The 19,949-nt window shown below is 64.7% G+C and carries 19 protein-coding genes; 8 read left to right on the top strand and 11 right to left on the bottom strand.

Annotated features, from left to right (window positions below; translation table 11 throughout):
* The first annotated feature begins 145 nt into the window (after nt 1-145).
* Entirely contained in the window at nt 146-547 is a 402-nt protein-coding gene (locus tag AB4Y81_RS16810) for a YccF domain-containing protein (RefSeq protein ID WP_018778312.1), read from the top strand.
* Between the two features lie 12 nt (nt 548-559).
* Here AB4Y81_RS16810 and AB4Y81_RS16805 read toward each other — a convergent pair whose 3' ends face one another.
* The 6 genes from AB4Y81_RS16805 to AB4Y81_RS16780 form a co-directional block, all read right to left on the bottom strand.
* Nucleotides 560-2,218 (bottom strand): sialidase family protein, encoded by a 1,659-nt coding sequence (locus AB4Y81_RS16805; RefSeq protein WP_441996301.1) that lies wholly within the window; start codon nt 2,216-2,218, stop codon nt 560-562.
* Nucleotides 2,219-2,227: 9 nt separating this feature from the next.
* Nucleotides 2,228-3,004 carry a 2-phosphosulfolactate phosphatase gene (locus tag AB4Y81_RS16800; protein ID WP_052247289.1) on the bottom strand — a complete coding sequence of 259 codons (777 nt, stop codon included), beginning with the start codon at nt 3,002-3,004 and terminating at the stop codon, nt 2,228-2,230.
* Entirely contained in the window at nt 3,001-3,870 is an 870-nt protein-coding gene (locus tag AB4Y81_RS16795; protein ID WP_441996300.1) for a DUF4031 domain-containing protein, read from the bottom strand. Before AB4Y81_RS16795 ends, AB4Y81_RS16800 begins: the two co-directional genes overlap by 4 nt.
* A gap of 118 nt (nt 3,871-3,988) precedes the next feature.
* A complete protein-coding gene (locus tag AB4Y81_RS16790) occupies nt 3,989-4,870 on the bottom strand; it encodes a hypothetical protein (protein WP_441996299.1) in 882 nt (293 codons plus the stop codon).
* 88 nt (nt 4,871-4,958) lie between these two features.
* On the bottom strand, nt 4,959-5,609 hold the full coding sequence (locus AB4Y81_RS16785; RefSeq protein WP_039243000.1) for a response regulator: 651 nt from the start codon (nt 5,607-5,609) through the stop codon (nt 4,959-4,961).
* Complete coding sequence (locus tag AB4Y81_RS16780) at nt 5,606-6,781, bottom strand: sensor histidine kinase (protein ID WP_018778318.1); 1,176 nt, start codon at nt 6,779-6,781, stop codon at nt 5,606-5,608. Before AB4Y81_RS16780 ends, AB4Y81_RS16785 begins: the two co-directional genes overlap by 4 nt.
* A 205-nt stretch (nt 6,782-6,986) precedes the next feature.
* On the opposite strand from AB4Y81_RS16780, the gene AB4Y81_RS16775 reads away from it, so the two are divergent.
* From AB4Y81_RS16775 to AB4Y81_RS16760, 4 genes are read left to right on the top strand one after another with little or no spacing between them, the layout of a single operon-like run.
* Complete coding sequence (locus tag AB4Y81_RS16775; RefSeq protein WP_441996298.1) at nt 6,987-7,397, top strand: TOBE domain-containing protein; 411 nt, start codon at nt 6,987-6,989, stop codon at nt 7,395-7,397.
* Nucleotides 7,394-8,200, top strand: coding sequence for a molybdate ABC transporter substrate-binding protein (modA, locus tag AB4Y81_RS16770; protein ID WP_441996297.1), 807 nt, complete (start codon nt 7,394-7,396; stop codon nt 8,198-8,200). Before AB4Y81_RS16775 ends, modA begins: the two co-directional genes overlap by 4 nt.
* Nucleotides 8,201-8,207: 7 nt before the next feature.
* The gene (locus tag AB4Y81_RS16765; protein WP_018778321.1) at nt 8,208-9,017 is read left to right on the top strand and encodes an ABC transporter permease; all 810 of its coding nucleotides are present in this window, start codon (nt 8,208-8,210) and stop codon (nt 9,015-9,017) included.
* Entirely contained in the window at nt 9,014-10,084 is a 1,071-nt protein-coding gene (locus AB4Y81_RS16760) for a sulfate/molybdate ABC transporter ATP-binding protein (RefSeq protein WP_441996296.1), read from the top strand. The genes AB4Y81_RS16765 and AB4Y81_RS16760 overlap by 4 nt, the downstream gene beginning before the upstream one ends.
* A 313-nt stretch (nt 10,085-10,397) precedes the next feature.
* Here AB4Y81_RS16760 and AB4Y81_RS16755 read toward each other — a convergent pair whose 3' ends face one another.
* Nucleotides 10,398-11,015, bottom strand: a complete 618-nt coding sequence (locus AB4Y81_RS16755) for a pyridoxamine 5'-phosphate oxidase family protein (protein ID WP_055972618.1) — start codon at nt 11,013-11,015, stop codon at nt 10,398-10,400.
* Nucleotides 11,016-11,152: 137 nt separating this feature from the next.
* Between AB4Y81_RS16755 and clpB the strand changes: the two genes are divergently transcribed.
* Entirely contained in the window at nt 11,153-13,810 is a 2,658-nt protein-coding gene (gene clpB / locus AB4Y81_RS16750; protein ID WP_018778325.1) for an ATP-dependent chaperone ClpB, read from the top strand.
* A 12-nt stretch (nt 13,811-13,822) separates the two neighbouring features.
* Here clpB and AB4Y81_RS16745 read toward each other — a convergent pair whose 3' ends face one another.
* The gene (locus tag AB4Y81_RS16745; RefSeq protein ID WP_422757497.1) at nt 13,823-14,797 is read right to left on the bottom strand and encodes a septum formation family protein; all 975 of its coding nucleotides are present in this window, start codon (nt 14,795-14,797) and stop codon (nt 13,823-13,825) included.
* Nucleotides 14,798-15,041: 244 nt separating this feature from the next.
* Between AB4Y81_RS16745 and AB4Y81_RS16740 the strand changes: the two genes are divergently transcribed.
* Together AB4Y81_RS16740 and AB4Y81_RS16735 are read left to right on the top strand one after the other, a co-directional pair.
* A complete protein-coding gene (locus tag AB4Y81_RS16740) occupies nt 15,042-15,266 on the top strand; it encodes a DUF3073 domain-containing protein (protein WP_018778327.1) in 225 nt (74 codons plus the stop codon).
* 248 nt (nt 15,267-15,514) lie between these two features.
* Nucleotides 15,515-16,285, top strand: coding sequence for a VOC family protein (locus AB4Y81_RS16735; RefSeq protein ID WP_441996295.1), 771 nt, complete (start codon nt 15,515-15,517; stop codon nt 16,283-16,285).
* A gap of 205 nt (nt 16,286-16,490) precedes the next feature.
* Here the strand turns inward: AB4Y81_RS16735 and purM are convergent, their stop codons facing one another.
* The 3 genes from purM to AB4Y81_RS16720 all read right to left on the bottom strand — a co-directional run bounded on the left by purM (nt 16,491) and on the right by AB4Y81_RS16720 (nt 19,746).
* Nucleotides 16,491-17,639 carry a phosphoribosylformylglycinamidine cyclo-ligase gene (gene purM, locus AB4Y81_RS16730; protein WP_055972608.1) on the bottom strand — a complete coding sequence of 383 codons (1,149 nt, stop codon included), beginning with the start codon at nt 17,637-17,639 and terminating at the stop codon, nt 16,491-16,493.
* Nucleotides 17,636-19,267 (bottom strand): amidophosphoribosyltransferase, encoded by a 1,632-nt coding sequence (gene purF / locus AB4Y81_RS16725; protein ID WP_055972604.1) that lies wholly within the window; start codon nt 19,265-19,267, stop codon nt 17,636-17,638. Before purF ends, purM begins: the two co-directional genes overlap by 4 nt.
* Before the next feature lie 146 nt (nt 19,268-19,413).
* Nucleotides 19,414-19,746 (bottom strand): hypothetical protein, encoded by a 333-nt coding sequence (locus tag AB4Y81_RS16720; protein WP_039242993.1) that lies wholly within the window; start codon nt 19,744-19,746, stop codon nt 19,414-19,416.
* Between the last annotated feature and the right edge of the window lie 203 nt (nt 19,747-19,949).

Here is a 19,949-nt window from a genome sequence, read left to right as displayed (position 1 = left end):
TTGGTGGGAAGGGTGTGGGGTGTGGAAGAGGGTTGGGGGGAAGCCATAGGGATGTGAGCGAGCGTCGGGTTGGGCGGGGGAAGTCAGGGAAGATTCAGGGCAGACCCCTAGGCTTTTTGTCAGCCCCGCAGGAGAGAATGAGGACATGAAAACGATCCTTAACGTCATCTGGCTTGTCTTCGGCGGGTTCTGGTTGGCCCTGGGCTACTTCGCGGCAGGCATTATTTGCTGCGTGCTCATCGTGACCATTCCTTGGGGCATCGCTTCGTTCCGGATCGGGGCGTACTGCTTGTGGCCCTTCGGGCGGATGGTGGTTGAGAAGCCGGGCGGCACAGGGGTCTTCGCGCTCCTGGGCAACGTCATCTGGTTGCTGGTGGCGGGTATCTGGATTGCCATCGGCCATGTGGTTACGGCGTTTGCCATGGCCATCACCATCATTGGGATTCCGCTGGCCATCGCCAACCTGAAGTTGATCCCGGTGTCGCTGATGCCGCTCGGCAAGCAGATTGTGCCCACCAACCAGCCGTTCGTCAGCACCTACCGCTAAGGTGCGGCCCCGCTAGGACGCAACAACCGCCCCGGTGCGCAGATCGAAACGGAACGTCCGCTCCACACGCACGCTCCCGCCGTCGGCCTCCACCGTGAAGGCGAGTTCCAGCGTGCTGTGCTCGAGGTCCGACGCCGTAATGGTGTAGGTCGGCGTGAAGTAGAGGACATGCTCGCCGGGTAACAGGTCCGCGGGCGGGAAACCGCCCGCGTTCTGGTGCGGTCCGCGAAGTACGACGCCGGCAGCCGGCTCAGTGCCTCCGTTGCGGACCCGTCCGGTGAAGGCAAGGATGTCCCCGGCTTTGTAGCCGGGGACGATGGGGCCGTAGTTGAGGTCCTGCGCCTCCCGCGTGCCCAGAACCTGGTCTCCGGCGTAGCCCTGGCCGATTTCCTTCCACGTTTGGACATCCCATTGGCCGTCGCTGTTGGACGGGATCACGTGGAAGTCGCCGGCGTTCTGCCACACGGCGGGCCGGCCTGGGGTGATGGACCGCAGTTCCATGTCGAAGACCAGGCCCGTGGGCCCAGGCGTAACCCAGGGTGAAGCGGAGAGTTGCCCCGCCAGCTGCTCGGCAGGAATGGACGCGAACACAATCTCCCGGTACCCCTGCCGTTCATAGAGAACCCCGATATTCCCGTTCGGCAGCCGCGCCACGGTGGAGTAGGCCGAGCTTCCCGGGCACAGCAGCAGCTTTGCCGGCCAGGTGGCGCCGTTGTCGGGGGAGAGACTCAGCATGGTGTTCCGACGCAGATGAGGGTCCTGGTTGTTGCTCGCCAGCAGCCAGGATGAAGTCTCCGGCGCCGCGAAGGTACCATGCGGCTGACCATCGAAGCGCGTCAGGGACCCGTTGTCGCTGGGATCCGGCAGGTCCGGAACAGGCTGCAGCGGGCTCCACGTTTGGCCGCCGTCCTCGGACACTGCAGCCAAGCGGCAGGGCGTGGCCCGTGAATGCAGGAGCAACCGGCCATCGTCCAAGCACACTACTTTGTTCTCGTTCGGCCCCACGCCTGAGGTACCCGGACCGATCAGCTCGCCCAAAGTCCAGGTCTCACCATGATCGTCGCTGAACGCAGACGCGGCCGTGATGGCACCGTCCACCAGCAACACAAACTGTTGCACCAACCGGCCCGCAAAAGGTCCGGTGTGGATCTGGATTCCCTGTCCGGCGGCGGCGAACAGGCCAGTGACAGCGCCGTGCTTAAGTTGCGCGGTGAGCCGGCAGTGCTGCCAGGTGTCGCCGTCGTCGTCTGAATAACTGAGGTCCGCGTGCTGCACGTCGTCATCCGGCTCCAATCCGGCAACTGCTTCAAAGAAACCTGCGTGGGTCCCGGCGGCATGGAACATGAAGATGCGCCCGGTGTCGGAGTCCACCAGCAGGCTTGGATCGCCGAAGCCGTGGAGTCCCGAACCGGTGCGAACCAGCTGCTGTGGCTCCCACGTGACTCCGTTGTCGTAGCTGCGGCGCAGGAGGAGATCGATGGGATTGGGGAGGTCGTCCAGGTTGGGCCTGCCGTCATAGGCGGCTAAAAGAGTGCCCCGGGTGCTGATAGCAAGGGCGGGGATGCGGTATTGCCGGTAGCCGCCCACGCCGCGCACAGCCAGGACGTGCTCTACATCGGGGACGGCTAGGGGAACCGATGAGCGGGAAGAGTCCAAGAGGTAGGAGGTCACACCTCTATGCTAGCTGGACGCCAACACTCCCCGATAGGCACCGTCCTGCAAGAGAGCAATTGCGGAACCTGCGTCCAGCTCCGCCGCGATGACGACATCACCCGCAAAACCGGCGTCGATCAGTTCCCGGCCACTGGAACATCCCCGCAGAGTGCCCGCAAGATGCGGTTCCGCAGCATCGAAGGCGGCAGCAGCAGCGGCCGCTTCCGGGGAAAAGTTGTGACGCCCGGCAGCCGCGAGTCCGGCAATGAACGCCCCGGCTCCAAGTTCGTCCTCCAAAGCCGGTCGCAGGCTACCGTTGCCCCACTTCTCACCCGCAGCGATGACGGCAATAACGGCACCATGAGGCAGTGTGGCCTGCACCCAATCGGCCGTGGCAGCGGCGTTGCGGAGTGAAACGGCCACCACCTGACGGGCTGAAGCGGCCAATTCATGGCTGATGGTGGACCCGTTGGGGGAGGGCAGAACGACCCGGTCGAGTACCGGCGCAGCACTGAGGCTCACGGGCGACAAGCTCAGCCCTTCCGAACCCCGCGGCCCCGCCAATGCGGCCCGGTGGCGGGCCGCGAACTCGCTTGCACCCGCGTCCCTCAGCGGATAGGGAAACACCACCGCCCCGCGATCCACCGCGACGCTCACGCACGTCGTGAACGACAGGACGTCGACCACCACCGCAAGGTCAGCTCCGGGCACTACTGCACGGGCGCCGTCGAGCCCCCATTCAAACCGGACCGAGTACGGAAGCTGCCGTTGCGGCGCTCCGGGTTCGCTGGGCACGCCGCTCACGCGAGTTCGCCCGCTAGGTTCCGGCGGGCGGCGTCGAGCCAGAGGCCCTTGGCCCGTTCGCTGTGGAACAGCGGGTCCAGGCTTAGCAGATGGCGTACGACGGCGGCGCGACCCTTCGCGAAGTCATCGTCGCTGACGTGGGCGTAGTCTTCGCGGACGGCGGCCAGGTAACGTGCGTAGGCCTGTTCGTCGCCGCCAAGGACAGAGAGGTCGGCGTCGCAGAGGAGGGCGCCGGCATGGTCACCGGGCTCAGGGGAGTGGGTGGAAGTGAGCCTGACGAGCCGGGCCACCTCGGCCACATCGGCAGCGGCGAGGCCAGCAGCCGTGAGCCGGTCCTCGGCCAGGATGGCTGAGTCTTCCTCATCCTGACCAGCAACACCTTCATAAACGGCGTCGTGAAACCAAGCCGCCAAGGAGACGGTCCGTGCAGGCAGGGCGGGTTCTGTCAGAGTGTCCAGGGCTTCAAGAACTGCCAGGAGGTGTGTGCGGCTGTGGTATTTCCTGCCGTCCTCGCCCCACCGCTCCAACAGCTCCAGGCCCAGCTCCTCATGGCCGGGGAAGATACTGTTCCAACGCTCCATCAACGGAACTGTCAAAGCTTTACTCCGTTCCCGCGCGGGAATGCGCAGGCCGCTGGCGATGAGTTTGCGGACCAGGATTCTGGCCTCCACGGGGATTGCGCCGGCGAACACGAGGTCGTTGTAGCGGCGTTCCGGTACGTCGTAGTGGTCTCCGTCGAAGGCCCTCTCCGGAACCCCGGCGGCAGCCGCGAAGGCGTGCAGCTCATCCAGCGAAGTGTCCGAAACGAGGTGCGAAAACACGGTTCCGTGCGCGGGCCACAGGGGCGGATCGACGTAGATGGCCATGGCCAAAGTGTAGTCCCGGGCGATCCCTCCCAGTCGCCGGACGGGATGCCTGCAAAGAGGCTTCCGGTCACGGCAGCGGGGAAGGAACGCACCCGTGGGACATCATCTGTGGCGCCGACTATCCCAACAACAGCCGGGCACGCTCTGCAGCATCCCTCCGTATCTGCTTAACCGCAGCTACCTCCGTCTCCAGTTCCTTCATGCGCGTGGTCAAGTACTTGTCCAACACCGTGGTGATCTTCGCGTCGAATCCGGTGCTTTCGCGGCAGCCCGCATCGGTGACAGCTATCTTCAGTTCTTTCTGGCCGCCGGCGTCCAGTCCCGCAGAGACCGCTTCGCCCGGGTGGCTGTAGGGGAAGGCCGTTGTGGACATGCATTCTTTCCAGGAGTCGACGGCGGTCTGGATCCCGGCGTCCTGGCCTGCAGCGTTGGTGGCGACCATCAGGGAGTTGAAAGCCAATGCGGTGGCCCTCATGTAGTTGTCGGCAGTCCCATAGATGGCGGTGATGCCCTCGGCTTTGCAGCCTCCCCACAGCATCCCCGTACCTGTTGAGGACTGGACTACGTTCTGTTCAGGCGAGCCACTGCCGTTGAGGGCCTGCTGAAAAGCGGGATCGGCCATGAGTTTGCCGAGGTCGGAGTCCGGGGCGGGCTCGCCCGGTCCCTTGGGCTTGGTTGAGGCGTATCCCGAAGCCCGTGCAGTCTCAACGCTGAGCGTATCGAAGCCTACGTGCTGTTTGAGATCCACGGATTGCTGTCCTGCGGAAACCGGTGTGTAGTCGTATCCAGCCTTGGCCATGCACCGACGCACGGCTTCGGCCACCCCGTTTTCGGCCGCGGAATCCGCGGACGCGAACTGCTCGGCTGCCAGAGTCACGCCGGACACCGGATGCTCCGCAGGTTTGGTCAGAATGGAGGAGACTCCTGGCGTGGCGGCGGCAGCCAATGTGGCGGTAGCCCCGGCAGTAAGAATCAGTACCCCAATGGTTTTCTTTTTCATCGTTTCTCCTCTGGACGAATTATGGTCGGTTTTTGGCAATGCGGTGGCCGGCCCTGGTGTTCCAAGGCCTGGTTTGGAGCGTGATGATCTAGCCGATCAGCCTGTTTTGGTACGCGAAGGCAACCAGCTGGATTCGGTTTTTGAGTTTGAGCTTGGACAGGATGTTCCCGATGTGGGATTTCACCGTGGCGTCGCTGAGAACCAGGGACGCGGCGATCTCCCCGTTGGCCAGGCCTTTGGCGGCCAGCATGAAGACATCGTGCTCCCGGGCTGACAGGGGTTCCAGGACTGCCGTGTTGGACTCTGCGGGAGTGGTGTAGTCCCTGAGTAGTTCATTCGTAGCCGAAGGAGCCATGACCGCGTGCCCGGAGTGAACGGTGCGGATGGTGGCGAGCAGGAATTCCGGTGTCGCATCCTTGGTGAGGAAACCGCCGGCGCCGGCTTGGATGGCGCGGACCACGGCTTCGTCGTGCTGGATGGTGGTGAGCACAATGACCTTTGTACGGCCGCTGCTTTCGGTGATGTGGCGCGTGGCGGTGATCCCGTCCATGACCGGCATCCGGATGTCCATCAGCATCACGTCCGGTCCGACGTCCGCCGCGAGGGCAACAGCCTGCTCACCGTCAGTGGCTTCGCCTACCAGGTCCAGGTCAGGCTGGCTGCCAAGGATCATCTTCAAACCAGCGCTGAACAGGGGTTGATCGTCAACCAATGCGACGCGGATCGGGGTGTCGTTCATGGCAGGATTGCCTCCACTTCGAAGAGTTGGCCGTTGGTGACCGTAGTGAGCCGCCCGCCCGCCGCCGTCGCGCGTTCACGCATACCCGGGATGCCGCGGCCGGTTCCCGACGGCGGCAGTTCAGTCCCGCCGTCGGCCAGCCTTGAGCGGATCTTCAGACGCAGGCCGCGGGGTTCGCGGGCAACCGTCACCACTGCGCCGGCCTCGCGGTCCCCATGTTTGAACGCATTCGTCAGGCTTTCCTGGACGATTCTGTAGACGGTGAGGTCCTCTACCGGGGAGAGACCCTCCAGCCCGGCCGTGTGCAGCTCGACAGGCATCCCGCTGCTCTCCAGGCGTTCGGCCAGGGCCGGCAATTCCGAGGTTCCGGGTGCGGGACCCTCCAGTTCCGAGCCGAAACTTTGCACGAGCCGCCGGGTTTCCTGCAGTGCGCTCCTTGCCGAAGACGCAATGACGTTGGCCGCCTCCTCCACCAGTTCCGGCTCAGTCCGGTGGACGTAGCGGATCCCTTCCGCCTGGGCTGTGATGACGGCGAGGGAATGCGCAAGGACGTCATGCAGCTCCCGGGCGATCCTGTTGCGCTCTTGTTCGATCACCAAGGCGCCCGCCGTTGATTCGAGCCGGGACTCCGCCTGTTCCTTCGCCATCCGGTTGGCAACGGCCTGCCGTACCGACGCAGCGGCAGCCCATCCAGCGAGGTTGAGGGCCGAGAATGAGGCGAACACCAGGAAGGCGTACACAGCAATGCGGAAGGGGCTCGCTTCGGTCAGCTGTTTGCCGAAAACAAAGTTGATCCACGCGGTGTCGGCGAACCAGTTCACGGTGACCAGCCCGGCTGCGGTCACGGCCGCAACGGGCAGTGGCCACCGCTGCGGTTCTTTCCAACCGAGAGTGGCGAAGAAGAAGAGCACCGGCAAGCACACATAAGGCGTGGCGCCGGACAGCATCACGCTCGGGAAGATGCCAAACGCCTGGAAGCCCAAGGCAGCGAAGGCGAAGACGATGGCGGGAACGGGGACCAGTTCGGCGGCTGCAACCGCAGCCGTGAGGGCGACCAGGACCGCGCTCGCCGAATCGAAACTGCGTTCCTCCAGGACCATGAGTGCCACGAGCATGCCAAGGCCTGCCAAGGGTGCGGCGGCGGGGCGGAGGGCCTGGATTCTCGGTGACATGCTTCAACCCTAGGGTGAGCGGTCCGGGCTCGGGCCCCGTTTGGCCCTGGTTCATCCGGGCGGGGGAGCAAGTTCGTCCGAGGTACTGAGAGGCGCGACATGCCGATGGGGGTGCGGCGGCGCGCGCCCCCCCAAAGCACAGTCATATTGCGTTTGCGGAGTAGAACGGCCCTTGTGTACGCATTTACGGAACTACACTGTTTCTATGCCGCAAATACGAATTTCCGAAGCCGCCCGCTTCCTCGGTGTCAGTGACGACACCGTGAGGCGTTGGACAGAGAACGGGACGCTCACTCCGCAGAAGGATCCCGCTGGCCGATTGGCGGTTGATGGCCTGGAACTCGCGACTTTGGCGCGCAGCCAGTCCCACCTCCCGGACGACCCCTCCCGTTCCGGAAGTTCGGCGCGGAACCGCTTCGTCGGCCTCCTTACCGGCATCACCGCAGACAAGGTCATGGCCCAGGTGGAGCTCCAGTGTGGCCCGTTCCGGGTGGTGTCGCTCATGAGCAGTGAAGCCGTCCGGGAGCTTGGGCTGGAACTCGGCTCAGTGGCCACCGCCGTGGTCAAGGCCACCACCGTCATCATCGAAACACCCCAGGGAAAGAGCATCATATGAAGACCCTCCGCATGAAGAAGAGCATCCTGGGCATCTCCGTAGCCGTGGGATTGGCTGGGGCCCTCACTGCCTGTGGCACCACGGCCCCCGCTGCGGCCCCATCGAGCACCAACAGCACGTCCCAGTTGAGCGGGACAGTGACCGTCTTCGCGGCGGCCTCGCTGAAGTCCACGTTCACCCAGCTGGCCAAGGATTTCGAAGCCAGGAACCCAGGCACCAAAGTGACACTGAGCTTTGCGGGCTCCTCCGATCTTGTCACGCAGATAACCCAGGGGGCCCCGGCGGACGTCTTCGCTTCGGCTGACACCAAGAACATGACAAAGCTTGCCGACGCCAAGCTGCTGGACGGCACTGCCACCAACTTCGCCACGAACGTCCTTGAGATCGCAGTCCCGCCCGGCAACCCGGCGTCGATCTCATCGTTCGCCGACCTCGCCAAGCCGGGTGTCAAGATAGTCACCTGCGCCAGCCAGGTTCCCTGCGGCGCGGCAACGGACACGGTTGAGAAGGCCAGCGGTATAACGTTGAGCCCCGTCAGCGAGGAATCCTCGGTGACCGACGTGCTCGGCAAGGTCACCTCGGGCGAGGCCGACGCCGGCTTGGTCTACGTCACGGACGTGAAGGGAGCCGGCGACAAGGTTAAAGGCATTCCGTTCGCTGAATCGGACAAGGCGGTCAACACGTACCCGATCGCCACGGTAGGCTCCAGCAAGAACAAGGCGCTGGCAGCGGCTTTCGTGGCCGCAGTGACCAGTGAAGCAGGCAGGAAGGTTCTGGGAGACGCCGGTTTCGGCGCACCGTAAGGAGAGCATGAAGACCACCACCGGCTACCATGGCGTCCCCCGATGGATCTATGCCGTGGCAGCAGCGGGCGGCCTCCTGGTGGTCCTTCCGCTGGCGGCCATGCTGCTGCGCGTCAACTGGCCGCAGTTCGTTCCCCTGATCACCTCGGAGTCTTCCCTGGCCGCGTTGGGCCTGAGCCTGCGGACCTCTGCCGCCAGCACGGTCCTCTGCATCGTGTTGGGCGTGCCGCTGGCGCTGGTGCTGGCACGCGGCGAGTTCCCCGGACAGAAACTCCTGAGGTCCTTCGTCCTGTTGCCGCTGGTGCTGCCGCCGGTGGTGGGGGGCATCGCGTTGCTGTATACCTTTGGCCGTCAGGGCCTGCTGGGGAAGTCGCTGGAGATGGCCGGCGTCCAGATCGCGTTTTCGACCACCGCGGTGGTCCTGGCGCAGACCTTCGTAGCCCTACCCTTCCTGGTAGTCAGTTTGGAGGGTGCCTTGAGGTCGGCAGGAAACCGGTATGAAGCCGTGGCTGCGACGCTCGGGGCGAAACCCACCACCGTCCTTCGCCGCGTCACCCTTCCGCTGGTCCTGCCGGGGCTGGCATCGGGCGCTGTGTTGTCGTTCGCGCGCAGCTTGGGGGAGTTCGGAGCCACCCTGACGTTCGCGGGCAGCCTGGAAGGGGTCACGCGGACCCTGCCGCTGGAAATCTACTTGCAGCGCGAGACCGACGCCGACTCCGCCGTCGCGCTGTCCCTTGTCCTGGTGGCGGTGGCCGTCGCGGTTGTGGGGCTCAGTTACGGCGGCCGTCGGCGCGCGGCTGCGGCGGTCCAGGCATGAGCTTCGAACTGCGGGCCAGCCTCCGTGCCCGGAACTTCGACATGTCGCTCAGCCTCGCTGACGGTGAAACCGTGGCCATCCTCGGTCCCAACGGGGCGGGCAAATCAACGTTGTTGGGCGTGATCGCCGGGCTGTTGCGGCCCGATTCCGGCTCGGCCAGGATTGCCGGGCGGCAGTTATTCAACCTCGACGCCGGCACCCACCATTGGGACGCACCCCACCTGCGCGGTACAGCCCTTCTGGCCCAGGAAGCGCTGCTGTTCCCGCACCTGAGCGTGGTGGACAACGTGGCGTTCGGCCCCCGCAGTGCCGGTGCATCCAAAGCTGCGGCCCGGGAAACTGCGCAGCGTTGGCTGGCGGAGGTTGACGCTTCGTCCCTCGCCGACAGGAAGCCTGCCCAGCTCTCCGGAGGCCAGGCCCAACGGGTTGCCGTGGCTCGCGCCCTGGCCGCCGAGCCGGAACTGCTGCTCCTCGACGAACCCATGGCTGCCCTGGACATCCACGCGGCACCGCTGCTGCGCCGTGTGCTCAAACGCGTGTTGAAGGACCGGAAGGCCATCATCGTCACACACGACGTCCTGGACGCCTACATGCTGGCAGACCGTGTGGTGGTGGTGGAAAACGGCCGGATGGTCGAAGAAGGTCGCACGCGCCAGGTCCTTGAACGGCCCAGGAGCCACTTTGCCGCCGGACTTGCCGGCCTGAATCTCGTCACCGGTACTCTGGGCCGGGAGGGAATCACGACGCCGGATGGCCGGGTTTTCGCTGGACAGCACGATCCCGGCTGGTCACCCGTTCCCGGCCAGGCAGGCGTGGCGGCGTTCCCGCCGTCGAGCGTTTCTGTCTTCCTGGGTGATGTGCACGGAAGCCCGCGCAACTCATATGCGGTGACCATCACGGACCTTGAGCCGCACGGCGACCAGGTCCGGGTGCGCGCCAGCGCCGGCACCGACGGCGCGTTGTCCGCCGACATCACGCCTGCAGCCTCCGCAGACCTTGGCCTTGCCCCCGGGATGGAGGTGCGGTTCGTGGTGAAGTCCGCGTTGGTGTCGGTCTACCCGGCGTGAGTCTTAGTCCCGGCTTCAACCGACGGAGGCCGCCGGCACTACGCCGACGGCCCCCGCTCCCGTTAGGATTCCAAGCCGGCACATCTTCCCGGAGGAACAGGGAACGGCCTACACGTGTCTGTGGGCACAACAACGTTGGCCCTACGTGCGCAGGGCCATAGACTCTAAGTGTTCGGATTTGAGGCTATGACCCTCTCGACCGCACCAATGAGCGAACCGCTCAGAACAAAGACCCGATGCCAGTCGGGTCTTTCGTTCGTTAACGGCACAGCAGGCTGTTGCCTGATGGTGCAAGCCCAGGACAGATTCTCTGCTACTCCCGGTACATCCGCTCCGCATAGGACGGCCCGTAGTAGGTCTCGAGATCTTCCAGCGGCGTCTCCGGTTGGGTATACGCCTGGGCGAGCACCGCGATGCTAGGAAGGTCTTCGGATTCCCACGTTTCCGGTTGCCACAGGCCGCTGCGCATGAAGGCCTTGCCGCAGTGCGTGAACACTTCCTCCACCGAAACCACGACGGCGGCACGCGGCCGGTGCCCCTTGACCACCATCTGATCGAAGAAGTCGGCGTCACGCACAATCCGAGCTGTGCCGTTGATTCTCAGGGTGTCCGTCCGGCCGGGCACCACGGAGAGGATGCCGACGTTGGGGTTCTCCAGGATGTTGTGGAAACCGAAAGCGAGCTTGTTGCCCGGGCGCTCGGGGATGGCGATGGTGTGCTCGTCCAGGACGTGGATGAAGCCGGCCGGGTCCCCTTTGGGCGAGGCGTCCACGCGGCCGTTCGCGTCCGTCGTCGAGAGGACGCAGAAGGGGCTGGCAGCCAGCCATTGGCGGTCGAATTCACTGAGCGCGGTGCGGACCTTCTTACGCACGCGCTCAAGGGGCAATCCGATCAGGGCTTCGAGTTCATCAGCGGTGGAAATGGTGTCCATGCCCCCAGCCTAACCGGGCAGCTATGGACACTGGTTTCGCCGTGGGCAAACATGGAAGCAATGACCACGAAATCAAACTTGAGCGTAGTAGACTCAACTTTGAAAGTATTGGTCACACTCCAGAAAGGGAGCACTCTTTGGACGTCAAATTCACTACCAAAAGCCAGGAGGCCCTTTCTGCGGCCGCCATGAACGCCTCAACGGCCGGGAACCCCCAGCTGGAGCCGGCGCACCTGCTCAAAGCCCTCATGGACCAGCGGGAGGGTGTCGCCGTGGCTCTTCTGCGTGCCACGGGGGCTGATCCTGATGCGGTGAGCGTGCAGGCGAGCTCGGCCATCAAGGCACTGCCGTCGTCGTCGGGCACCTCGGTGCAGCAGGCACAGCTGTCCCGCCAGTCCATGCAGGCCATCCAAGCGGCACAGAACGAGGCCGACAAACTTGGCGATTCCTTCGTCTCCACCGAGCACCTGCTGCTGGGGCTCTCCGCCGGAAGTGACGCCGTCGGGAAGTTAATGCGCGACGCCGGTGCCTCCCACGAGGCGCTGCTCGCCGCCCTGCCCGGTGTCCGGGGTGACCGGAAGGTCGACTCCCCGGATCCCGAAAACACCTTCCAGGCCCTGGAGAAGTTCGGCACGGACCTGACCGCCGTGGCCCGTTCGGGCAAGCTGGACCCCGTCATCGGGCGCGACAGCGAGATCCGGCGCGTGGTTCAGGTGCTGAGCCGCCGCACCAAGAACAACCCGGTGCTGATCGGTGAGCCCGGCGTCGGCAAGACCGCCGTCGTCGAGGGCCTCGCCCAGCGAATGGTGGCCGGCGACGTCCCTGAGAGCCTGCGCGGCAAGACCCTCATCGCCCTGGACCTCGCCTCCATGGTGGCCGGCGCCAAGTATCGCGGCGAATTCGAGGAACGGCTCAAGGCTGTGCTTGAGGAGATCAAGAACAGCAACGGGCAGATCGTCACGTTCATCGACGAGATCCACACAGTAGTGGGCGCAGGAGCCACCGGCGAAAGCGCCATGGATGCCGGCAACATGCTCAAGCCCATGCTGGCCCGCGGCGAACTGCGGCTCATCGGTGCCACCACCCTGGACGAGTACCGCGAGAACATCGAGAAGGACCCGGCCCTGGAACGCCGCTTCCAGCAGGTTTACGTGGGCGAGCCCAGCGTCGAGGACACCATCGGCATTCTCCGCGGCCTGAAGGAACGCTACGAGGCACACCACAAGGTCGCCATCGCAGACTCAGCCCTGGTTGCTGCGGCCACGCTGTCCAACCGCTACATTTCGGGTCGGCAGCTGCCTGACAAGGCCATAGACCTCGTGGACGAGGCTGCGTCCCGGCTCCGCATGGAAATCGATTCCGCCCCGGAAGAGATCGACCAGCTCCGCCGCGCCGTCGACCGTTTGACCATGGAGGAACTGGCGCTCCAGAACGAGACCGACCCCGCTTCCGTCGAGCGGCTCGCCGCAATCCGCGCCGACATGGCGGACAAGAAGGAAGAACTCAACGCGCTCAACGCCCGTTGGGAGGCTGAGAAGGCCGGGCTGAACCGCGTGGGTGACCTGAAGGCCAAGATCGACGAGCTGCGTTCGGCCGCCGACAAGCACCAACGCGAAGGCGACCTCGAATCGGCGTCGCGGATCCTGTACGGCGAACTGCCCGCACTGGAACGTGAGTTGAGCGCCGCAGCCGAGGAAGAGTCGGCCCGCGGCGGTTCGAAGCCCGAGCTGATGGTGGCAGAAGATGTCACCGCCGATGACATTGCCGAGGTCATTTCGGCCTGGACAGGTATCCCCGCCGGCCGCATGCTCCAAGGCGAGTCCCAGAAGCTGCTTCACATGGAAGAAGAGCTGGGCAAGCGGCTCATCGGACAGAGCAAGGCAGTGCAGGCCGTTTCCGATGCTGTGCGGCGTGCCCGTGCCGGCATCAGCGACCCCAACCGCCCCACCGGTTCGTTCCTGTTCCTGGGTCCCACGGGCGTCGGTAAGACGGAGCTGGCCAAAGCCTTGGCCGACTTCCTCTTCGACGACGAACGCGCCATGATCCGGATCGACATGTCCGAGTACAGCGAGAAGCACGCCGTGGCCCGCCTGGTCGGTGCCCCTCCGGGATACGTTGGCTACGAAGAAGGCGGCCAGCTCACCGAGGCCGTGCGTCGCCGCCCGTATTCGGTGGTTCTGCTGGACGAAGTCGAAAAGGCCCACCCCGAGGTCTTCGACATCCTCCTGCAGGTTCTCGACGACGGTCGCCTCACCGATGGCCAGGGCCGCACCGTGGACTTCCGCAACACCATCCTGGTGCTGACGTCCAACTCGGGAAGCCAGTTCCTGGTGGACCCGTCGCTGGACGCCAAAGCCAAGCGCGACGCCGTCATGGCCGTGGTCCAGGCATCCTTCAAACCGGAGTTCCTGAACCGCCTGGACGAGATTGTGCTGTTCGATCCGCTGTCCGTCGAGGAACTTGCGCGGATCGTCGAGCTGCATGTGGCCGAACTGGGCAACCGTCTCCGCGATCGCCGCCTCAGCCTCGAGGTGACCGACGGCGCCCGCGCCTGGCTCGCGATGTCCGGCTATGATCCCGCCTACGGCGCCCGGCCGCTGCGCCGCCTGGTCCAGCGCGAGATCGGTGACCGCCTGGCCAAGGAAATCCTGGCAGGGGAGATCAGCGACGGCGACACCGTACTGGTCGATACCGCAGCCGATGTGGACGAGCTCACCATCGAGGGGTTTGAGGCACTCTCAAACCCCGACGGCGGTGCCCCCGCAGGCACGGGCCTCACCGTCCGCAGGAAGTAGCTCCGTCCGGCGCTACTTGTCGAGGAGGTTTTCCTTGATGGTGTTGCCGGAGTCCACCACGATGAAGCAATCAACACGGCGGTCGCCCCTATCCCAGCTGGTGCTGCTGGGGTACACGTTCTGCTGGAGCAGGATGTAGTTGGCGGCCGCTTTGTTGAGCTTCACTGTTTTACATACTTCCCTGCCCTTGTCCCGCAAAGCGGTGGCGCCGGGGAAGGACTCGTCGGCTCCGTAGCTGAAGACTGCGCCGAGCTGGGCCGAGTGTTCTGTTCCGCACTCCACGGCCCTGGCTTCAGTGGCTTTGGGGTCGAAGCTGGCGAAGCAGTCGCCTACCTGGAAATCCTTGGCGTTCGTGTCGCGGGGAAGGGGGCCGGGGGTGGACGTCGCGCTGGGGCTTGCCACGGAGGCTTCGGGGCGGGTGCCGAGAAGGTTAAGCAGGACCCAGATCACCACCCCGATCAGGACCAGGACACCGAGCACGATTCCACCAATGACAAGGCGTTGACGCTTGATCGGATCGCCGTGCTGCTCGGGCTGCCACTCCTGGCCCATGCCCGGCTCGTGCCCTGGGTAGGGCTGGGTTTGGTAGGGCTGTCCCGCAGTGGGCTGCTGGGGCGGATATGGCTGCTGCCACGGGTAGTGCGGGTCCGTGCCGGTGGGCGGTTCAGCAGCCGCTGAAACGTCGCTGTGAACGTCGCTGTGAGCAGGGTCGGGAGCGTCGTCGCCGTCGGTGGCTGCGGTAGCCTCGCCGCTTTCCGGTGGCAGCGCGGGGTCCGGCTGCTCGCTCGGATTCGGTACGAAGTCAGGATCAAGCTCGGGTGCGGGATCCGGCTGGAGGCCTGATGGTGTCGTCAGCGGGGCCGAGTGCGGGGCCGAGTGCGGCTGCTCACCGGAAGCCGGGGGAGGTGTTTCGGGCGTGGGGGATGACCCCTCTTTGCCTTGATCGTGTGGCGAACCATCACGCGGTGAGGTGTTGTCCTGGCTCATATTCCGGGGTGTGCCTTTCCTGCTGTGGAGCCGCATTGAGGCCGACTCTACCCAATTTTCGGCGGGCTTGGAGGTCTCTGCCGTTGGTTTTGGCGGTGTTGGCCCCGGACTCGGGGTTGGAGTGGCGCACAGGCACCCCTGAAAGCATGTAATCTAGACATACGACAAATTGACCAAACATTCCGGGGCCTCACCGATAGCCAAGGTGACCACCTCCGGTCCAAGTACAAAAGGGGGTCACGCCATGGGGCGCGGCCGTCAAAAGGCAAAAGCTACCAAGCAGGCTCGGGACATCAAGTACTACTCCCCGAACACTGACTATTCGGCACTTGAGCGGGAGCTCACGGGTCCGTCCAGTCGTGTCAAGAGCCACTTCCCCGACGATCCCCCGGAGCCGGACTATTCGGCCTACGAGGACAAGTACGCGGAAGATGATGACGACGAGGTAGACACCCGCCGTATCGTATAGCTGTCGCAACCAACAGGTGCCGCTGGCACTGAGTTGCGTACCGCCGTCGTACATAAGGTCATCGCGCATCCCCGGATGCCGTACATCTTTTGAAAAGGGCCCTCAGGGCACGCCGCTCATTGGCGTACCCTGGGGGTCCTTTTCTGCGTAGGCTGGAGTTTCCAGCGCAGCATGCGTTGGGCCAACTATCCCGCAGCTGAGTCGGCCAATGAGCCGCGCACAGATGGAAGCAGGAGTACACAGGCACCATGACCACCCGAATCCATTACGCCAGCGGAGAGCCGTGCTGGGCGGACCTGCAGACCAGGGACGTCACGGCGGCCAAGGATTTCTACCAGCGCGTCTTCGGCTGGACGTACAAGGACCTGCCCACCCCCGATGGACGCAGTTACTCCCAGGCCTTCGTGAAGGACCAGCTGGTAGCGGTGATCGCTCCGCAGAACTCCATGCAGGAAGCGGCCGGAACCCACGGCCAATGGAACATCTACCTCGCTGCGACGGACACTGAGGAAGTGGCCGAGGATGCTGCCCATGCCGGCGGGAAGCTCCAGTTCGGGCCGGAGGCTGTCGCCGATACCGGGGTACTGGCGTTCATCGAGGCCGCGGGTGGCGGAACCACCGGTATTTGGCAGGCCGGAACGCACCTCGGCAGCCACCTCTACAACGAACCCGGGGCGCTGGCCTGGGCCGAACTCCTGACGCCCGAGCCCCAGGCCGCCGTCGGATTCCTCCAGCAGCTGTTCGGATACGAGGTCACCGAATACCCCCAGGACGACGGCGGCAGCTACAGCACGCTGATGGTGAACGGTGAGGAGGTGGCTGGCGTGGTTCCTGCCGGAGAAGGCGAGGAAGCCGGATGGCAGGTGTACTTCGGAGTGGACGATGTCCGCAAAGCCGCCGATGCAGCCGTTGCTGCCGGGGGAGAGCTCCTGGTTGAACCCGATGCCCGGCCGGAGGCGGGGTCGCTCGCTACCATCCAGGATCCGCAGGGCGGTGTGCTGAGCTTGATCCAGGTGTGAAGCACAGCGGGCCGTGGCCATTGATGACGCGCATATTCACTGAGGCCGCGGAAATGGACTGACGCTGCCCGGATGTGGGTGTCGGCAGTCCGGATCCTTGGCACCAACGAATATGGGTGTCGCCGGTGACAGCCCACAGGCAATAAAAAGAGCGGCCGGGCAGTTGAGACTGCCCGGCCGCTCCTTTTATAAGGCGATATGCCGCTTAGGCGTAGGCATTTACCAAACGGACAGCGCCGCCGTCGACGCCCTTGGCACCCTGGACGTAGTCCGGGCCGGTCTTGTCGATCGAGTCGCTGTCAGCCGAAACGGTGCCCATGATCCAGGACGGCAGGCCGCGGTCGTTCAGGCGGGCCACGGCGGCGTCTGCTGCTTCGGCGGAAACGATGGCCACCATGCCCACACCGAGGTTCAGCGTGCGCTCAAGGTCGGCCAGCGGGACGTTGCCGAGCTCGGAGACCAGCTTGAAGATGGCCGGGAGTTCCCAGGTGTTGCGGTCCACCGTGGCGACGAGGCCCTGCGGGAGGACGCGTGCCAGGTTGGCAGCGAGGCCACCACCGGTGACGTGGCTGAAGCCGTGAACGGCGTTGGCCGAGTGCACCGGGAAGGCGCGGGCCAGGTCCAGGCAGTCAGCTGCGTAGACGCGGGTCGGCTCCAGGAGCTCCTCACCCAACGTGCGGCCGAGCTCGGAAACCTGGCGGTCCAGTGCCCAACCTGCGTGGTTGATGACGCGGCGGACCAGGGAGTAGCCGTTGGAGTGCAGGCCCGAGGAAGCCATGCCGATCACGACATCGCCGGCACGGACGCGGTCCGGGCCGAGCAGCGCGTCAGCCTCGACGACGCCGGTGGCGGCACCTGCGACGTCGTACTCGTGCTCGCCCAGCAGGCCCGGGTGTTCAGCGGTTTCGCCACCCACCAGGGCGGTACCGGCCACGGAGCACGCAGCAGCGATGCCACGGACGATGTCCGCGATGCGCTCGGGAACAACCTTGCCGCAGGCGATGTAGTCCGTCATGTACAGCGGCTCTGCACCGACAACGACGATGTCGTCCACGACCATGCCGACGAGGTCGAAACCGATGGTGTCGTGGATATCCATGGCCTGCGCGATGGCGACCTTGGTGCCGACGCCGTCCGTGGACGTGGCCAGCAGCGGCTTCTTGAAGGTGAGCAGCTTGGAGACGTCGTACAGGCCGGCAAAACCGCCGACGCCGCCGATCACCGACGAGTTGTGGGTCGCCTTGACAGCGTCCTTCATGAGTTCGACGGCGCGGTCTCCCGCTTCGACGTCGACACCGGCCGAAGCGTAGGTGATGCCGGCGTTGTTCTCAGCGGCGGGGGTTGCGGAGGTCATACAGACTCTTTCTTGTCGGCGTCGGTCAAACGATCAGCGTCGGTCAGCAAATTCTCGAATTCGGCGTCAGGCCCGGGATCGCAGCCTGTGGCACCCGGCTTCTCGGCCGGATCCTCGGAAGCGTCCACCGAATCGGCTTCGGCGGCCGGTTCCAGTCCGCCAAGATCGGTCCGTTCCAGCAGGTTCTTGCCGAGCTTGTCCGCGTGCGGCAACTCGATCGGGTACTTGCCGGTGAAGCAGGCCGTGCAGAGGCGTTCGCGCGGCTGCTGGGTGGCGCCGATCATGCCGTCTTCTGAGATGTAGGCCAGCGAGTCTGCGCCGATGGCCTGGGAGATCTCCTCGATGGTGGCGCCGTTGGCGATGAGCTCCGCGCGGGAGGCGAAGTCGATGCCGTAGAAGCAGGGCCACTGGACCGGGGGAGAAGAAATCTTGACGTGTACCTCAGCGGCGCCGGCTTCACGGAGCATGCGTACGATGGCGCGCTGGGTGTTGCCGCGGACGATCGAGTCATCCACCACCACAATGCGCTTGCCGCGGATCACGGATTCCAAAGCGTTGAGCTTGAGCCGGATACCGAGCTGGCGCAGGGTCTGCGAAGGCTGGATGAACGTACGGCCCACGTAGGCGTTCTTGACGAAGCCGTGCGCGAACGGGATCCCGGACTGCTCGGCATAGCCAACAGCGGCGGGGGTACCGGACTCGGGAACCGGGATCACGAGGTCTGCCTCGTGCGTGTTTTCGCGGGCCAGCTGGCGACCCATTTCAACGCGGGCCTCGTACACGGAGCGGCCGGCAATGGCAGCATCCGGGCGGGCGAGGTAGACGTACTCGAAGACACAGCCGGCAGGGGTTGCCTCGGCGAAACGCTGGGAGCGGACGCCGTCCTCGTCGATCGCGATGAATTCGCCGGGCTCAATCTCGCGGATGAAGCTTGCACCAACGGTCGCCAGACCGGCCTGCTCGGAAGCGACAACCCAGCCGCGTTCCAGGCGGCCCAGGCACAGCGGGCGGATGCCGTAGGTATCGCGGGCTGCGTAGAGGGTTCCTTCATCCATGAAGACGAAGCAGAAGCCACCCTTGATCTTGGGCAGCAGCTCCAGTGCGGTCTGTTCCAGGGTCTTGCCCTCTTCGCCTTCAAGGAGGGCGGTCACCAGTGCGGTGTCGGAGGTGTTGCCCTGCTTCATTTCACCGGTCAGCTGGCCGTCGTTGCGCTCAAGGATCATTTCCCGGAGCTCAGCGGTGTTGGTCAGGTTGCCGTTGTGGGCCAGGGCAACCGTGCCGGTTGCTGTCGCACCGAGGGTCGGCTGCGCGTTGGCCCAGTGGCTTGCACCGGTGGTGGAGTACCGGCAGTGGCCTACGGCCAGGTGCCCGGTGAGGGTGTTGAGGGTCGTCTCGTCGAAGACCTGGGACACAAGGCCCATGTCTTTGTAGACGTTGATGCGCTTGCCGTCACTGGTAGCAATACCAGCCGATTCTTGTCCGCGGTGCTGCAGCGCATACAGCCCGTAATAGGTGAGTTTTGCTACTTCTTCACCGGGAGCCCAAACCCCGAAGACGCCACAAGCGTCCTGGGGGCCTTTTTCGCCGGGGAGAAGATCATGAGAAAGTTTTCCGTCGCCACGTGCCACTGGTCGATTGTCTCATGTTGTGGCCGTGGTACGTTCCCCCGATTCCTATATGACCCCGCGAAGGGGCAAAGATCAGGCGTGTCCGGCCGAAAATGCGGTGTGTCTCACAGTGGCTCCCCTCAAAAGAGGCGGGCCGGGCGCCCGACTTAGCGGACGTCGTCGTTCTCGGGTCCTTCGTCCGGAACCGAATCCGGGACGGCTTCGACGACGGCCCGCTCGGAGCGCTTGACGCTGACGCGGTCCAGGATCAGGGCCAGGACCGAGAAGAGGATGACGCCGCCGCCGGCGCAGACGATCAGGAAGAAGCCAAAGACCGTGCCGGCATCGAAGGCGGGGTCGGCCGGGCGGCCGTAGGCGATGATTGCGGCCACGATCGCGCCCACCACCGCGCCCAAAATCATGAAGGGAACGAACTTGGGTGCCCGGCGAACGGTGATTTCGCGGCGGGCGGTGTTGGGGGTGGTGTCCTCTGAAGCCATGTCTTCAAGCGTACCGTTCCTCGCCGATGTGACAGTTAATGCCAATGTTCGCGGGGCAAAGTCATAGGGTCGTTGCAACGCTCTGATTGATGGAGCGTTTTATGGTCAAGTTGTTCCCCAAGGCTGCGCGTACTGAGTTTCTTGATTTGGTGTGTGCGGGGATGCCTGTTCGTACTGCTGCCCAGCGTGTCGGGGCGGTGCAC

The organism is Paenarthrobacter sp. TAF1, assembly GCF_052113825.1.
GTDB classification, from domain to species: domain Bacteria; phylum Actinomycetota; class Actinomycetes; order Actinomycetales; family Micrococcaceae; genus Arthrobacter; species Arthrobacter nicotinovorans.
Note: the sequence above shows the minus strand (reverse complement) of the source record. Positions and strands in the feature narration are given on the sequence as shown.

Coding starts and splice junctions, on each gene's coding strand:
- AB4Y81_RS16810 (WP_018778312.1), top strand. CDS start 146: ATGAAAACGATCCTTAACGTCATCTGGCTTGTCTTCGGCGGGTTCTGG.
- AB4Y81_RS16795 (WP_441996300.1), bottom strand. CDS start 3,870: ATGGCCATCTACGTCGATCCGCCCCTGTGGCCCGCGCACGGAACCGTG.
- AB4Y81_RS16790 (WP_441996299.1), bottom strand. CDS start 4,870: ATGAAAAAGAAAACCATTGGGGTACTGATTCTTACTGCCGGGGCTACC.
- AB4Y81_RS16785 (WP_039243000.1), bottom strand. CDS start 5,609: ATGAACGACACCCCGATCCGCGTCGCATTGGTTGACGATCAACCCCTG.
- AB4Y81_RS16780 (WP_018778318.1), bottom strand. CDS start 6,781: ATGTCACCGAGAATCCAGGCCCTCCGCCCCGCCGCCGCACCCTTGGCA.
- AB4Y81_RS16775 (WP_441996298.1), top strand. CDS start 6,987: ATGCCGCAAATACGAATTTCCGAAGCCGCCCGCTTCCTCGGTGTCAGT.
- modA (WP_441996297.1), top strand. CDS start 7,394: ATGAAGACCCTCCGCATGAAGAAGAGCATCCTGGGCATCTCCGTAGCC.
- AB4Y81_RS16765 (WP_018778321.1), top strand. CDS start 8,208: ATGAAGACCACCACCGGCTACCATGGCGTCCCCCGATGGATCTATGCC.
- AB4Y81_RS16760 (WP_441996296.1), top strand. CDS start 9,014: ATGAGCTTCGAACTGCGGGCCAGCCTCCGTGCCCGGAACTTCGACATG.
- AB4Y81_RS16755 (WP_055972618.1), bottom strand. CDS start 11,015: ATGGACACCATTTCCACCGCTGATGAACTCGAAGCCCTGATCGGATTG.
- AB4Y81_RS16745 (WP_422757497.1), bottom strand. CDS start 14,797: ATGAGCCAGGACAACACCTCACCGCGTGATGGTTCGCCACACGATCAA.
- AB4Y81_RS16740 (WP_018778327.1), top strand. CDS start 15,042: ATGGGGCGCGGCCGTCAAAAGGCAAAAGCTACCAAGCAGGCTCGGGAC.
- AB4Y81_RS16735 (WP_441996295.1), top strand. CDS start 15,515: ATGACCACCCGAATCCATTACGCCAGCGGAGAGCCGTGCTGGGCGGAC.
- purM (WP_055972608.1), bottom strand. CDS start 17,639: ATGACCTCCGCAACCCCCGCCGCTGAGAACAACGCCGGCATCACCTAC.
- AB4Y81_RS16720 (WP_039242993.1), bottom strand. CDS start 19,746: ATGGCTTCAGAGGACACCACCCCCAACACCGCCCGCCGCGAAATCACC.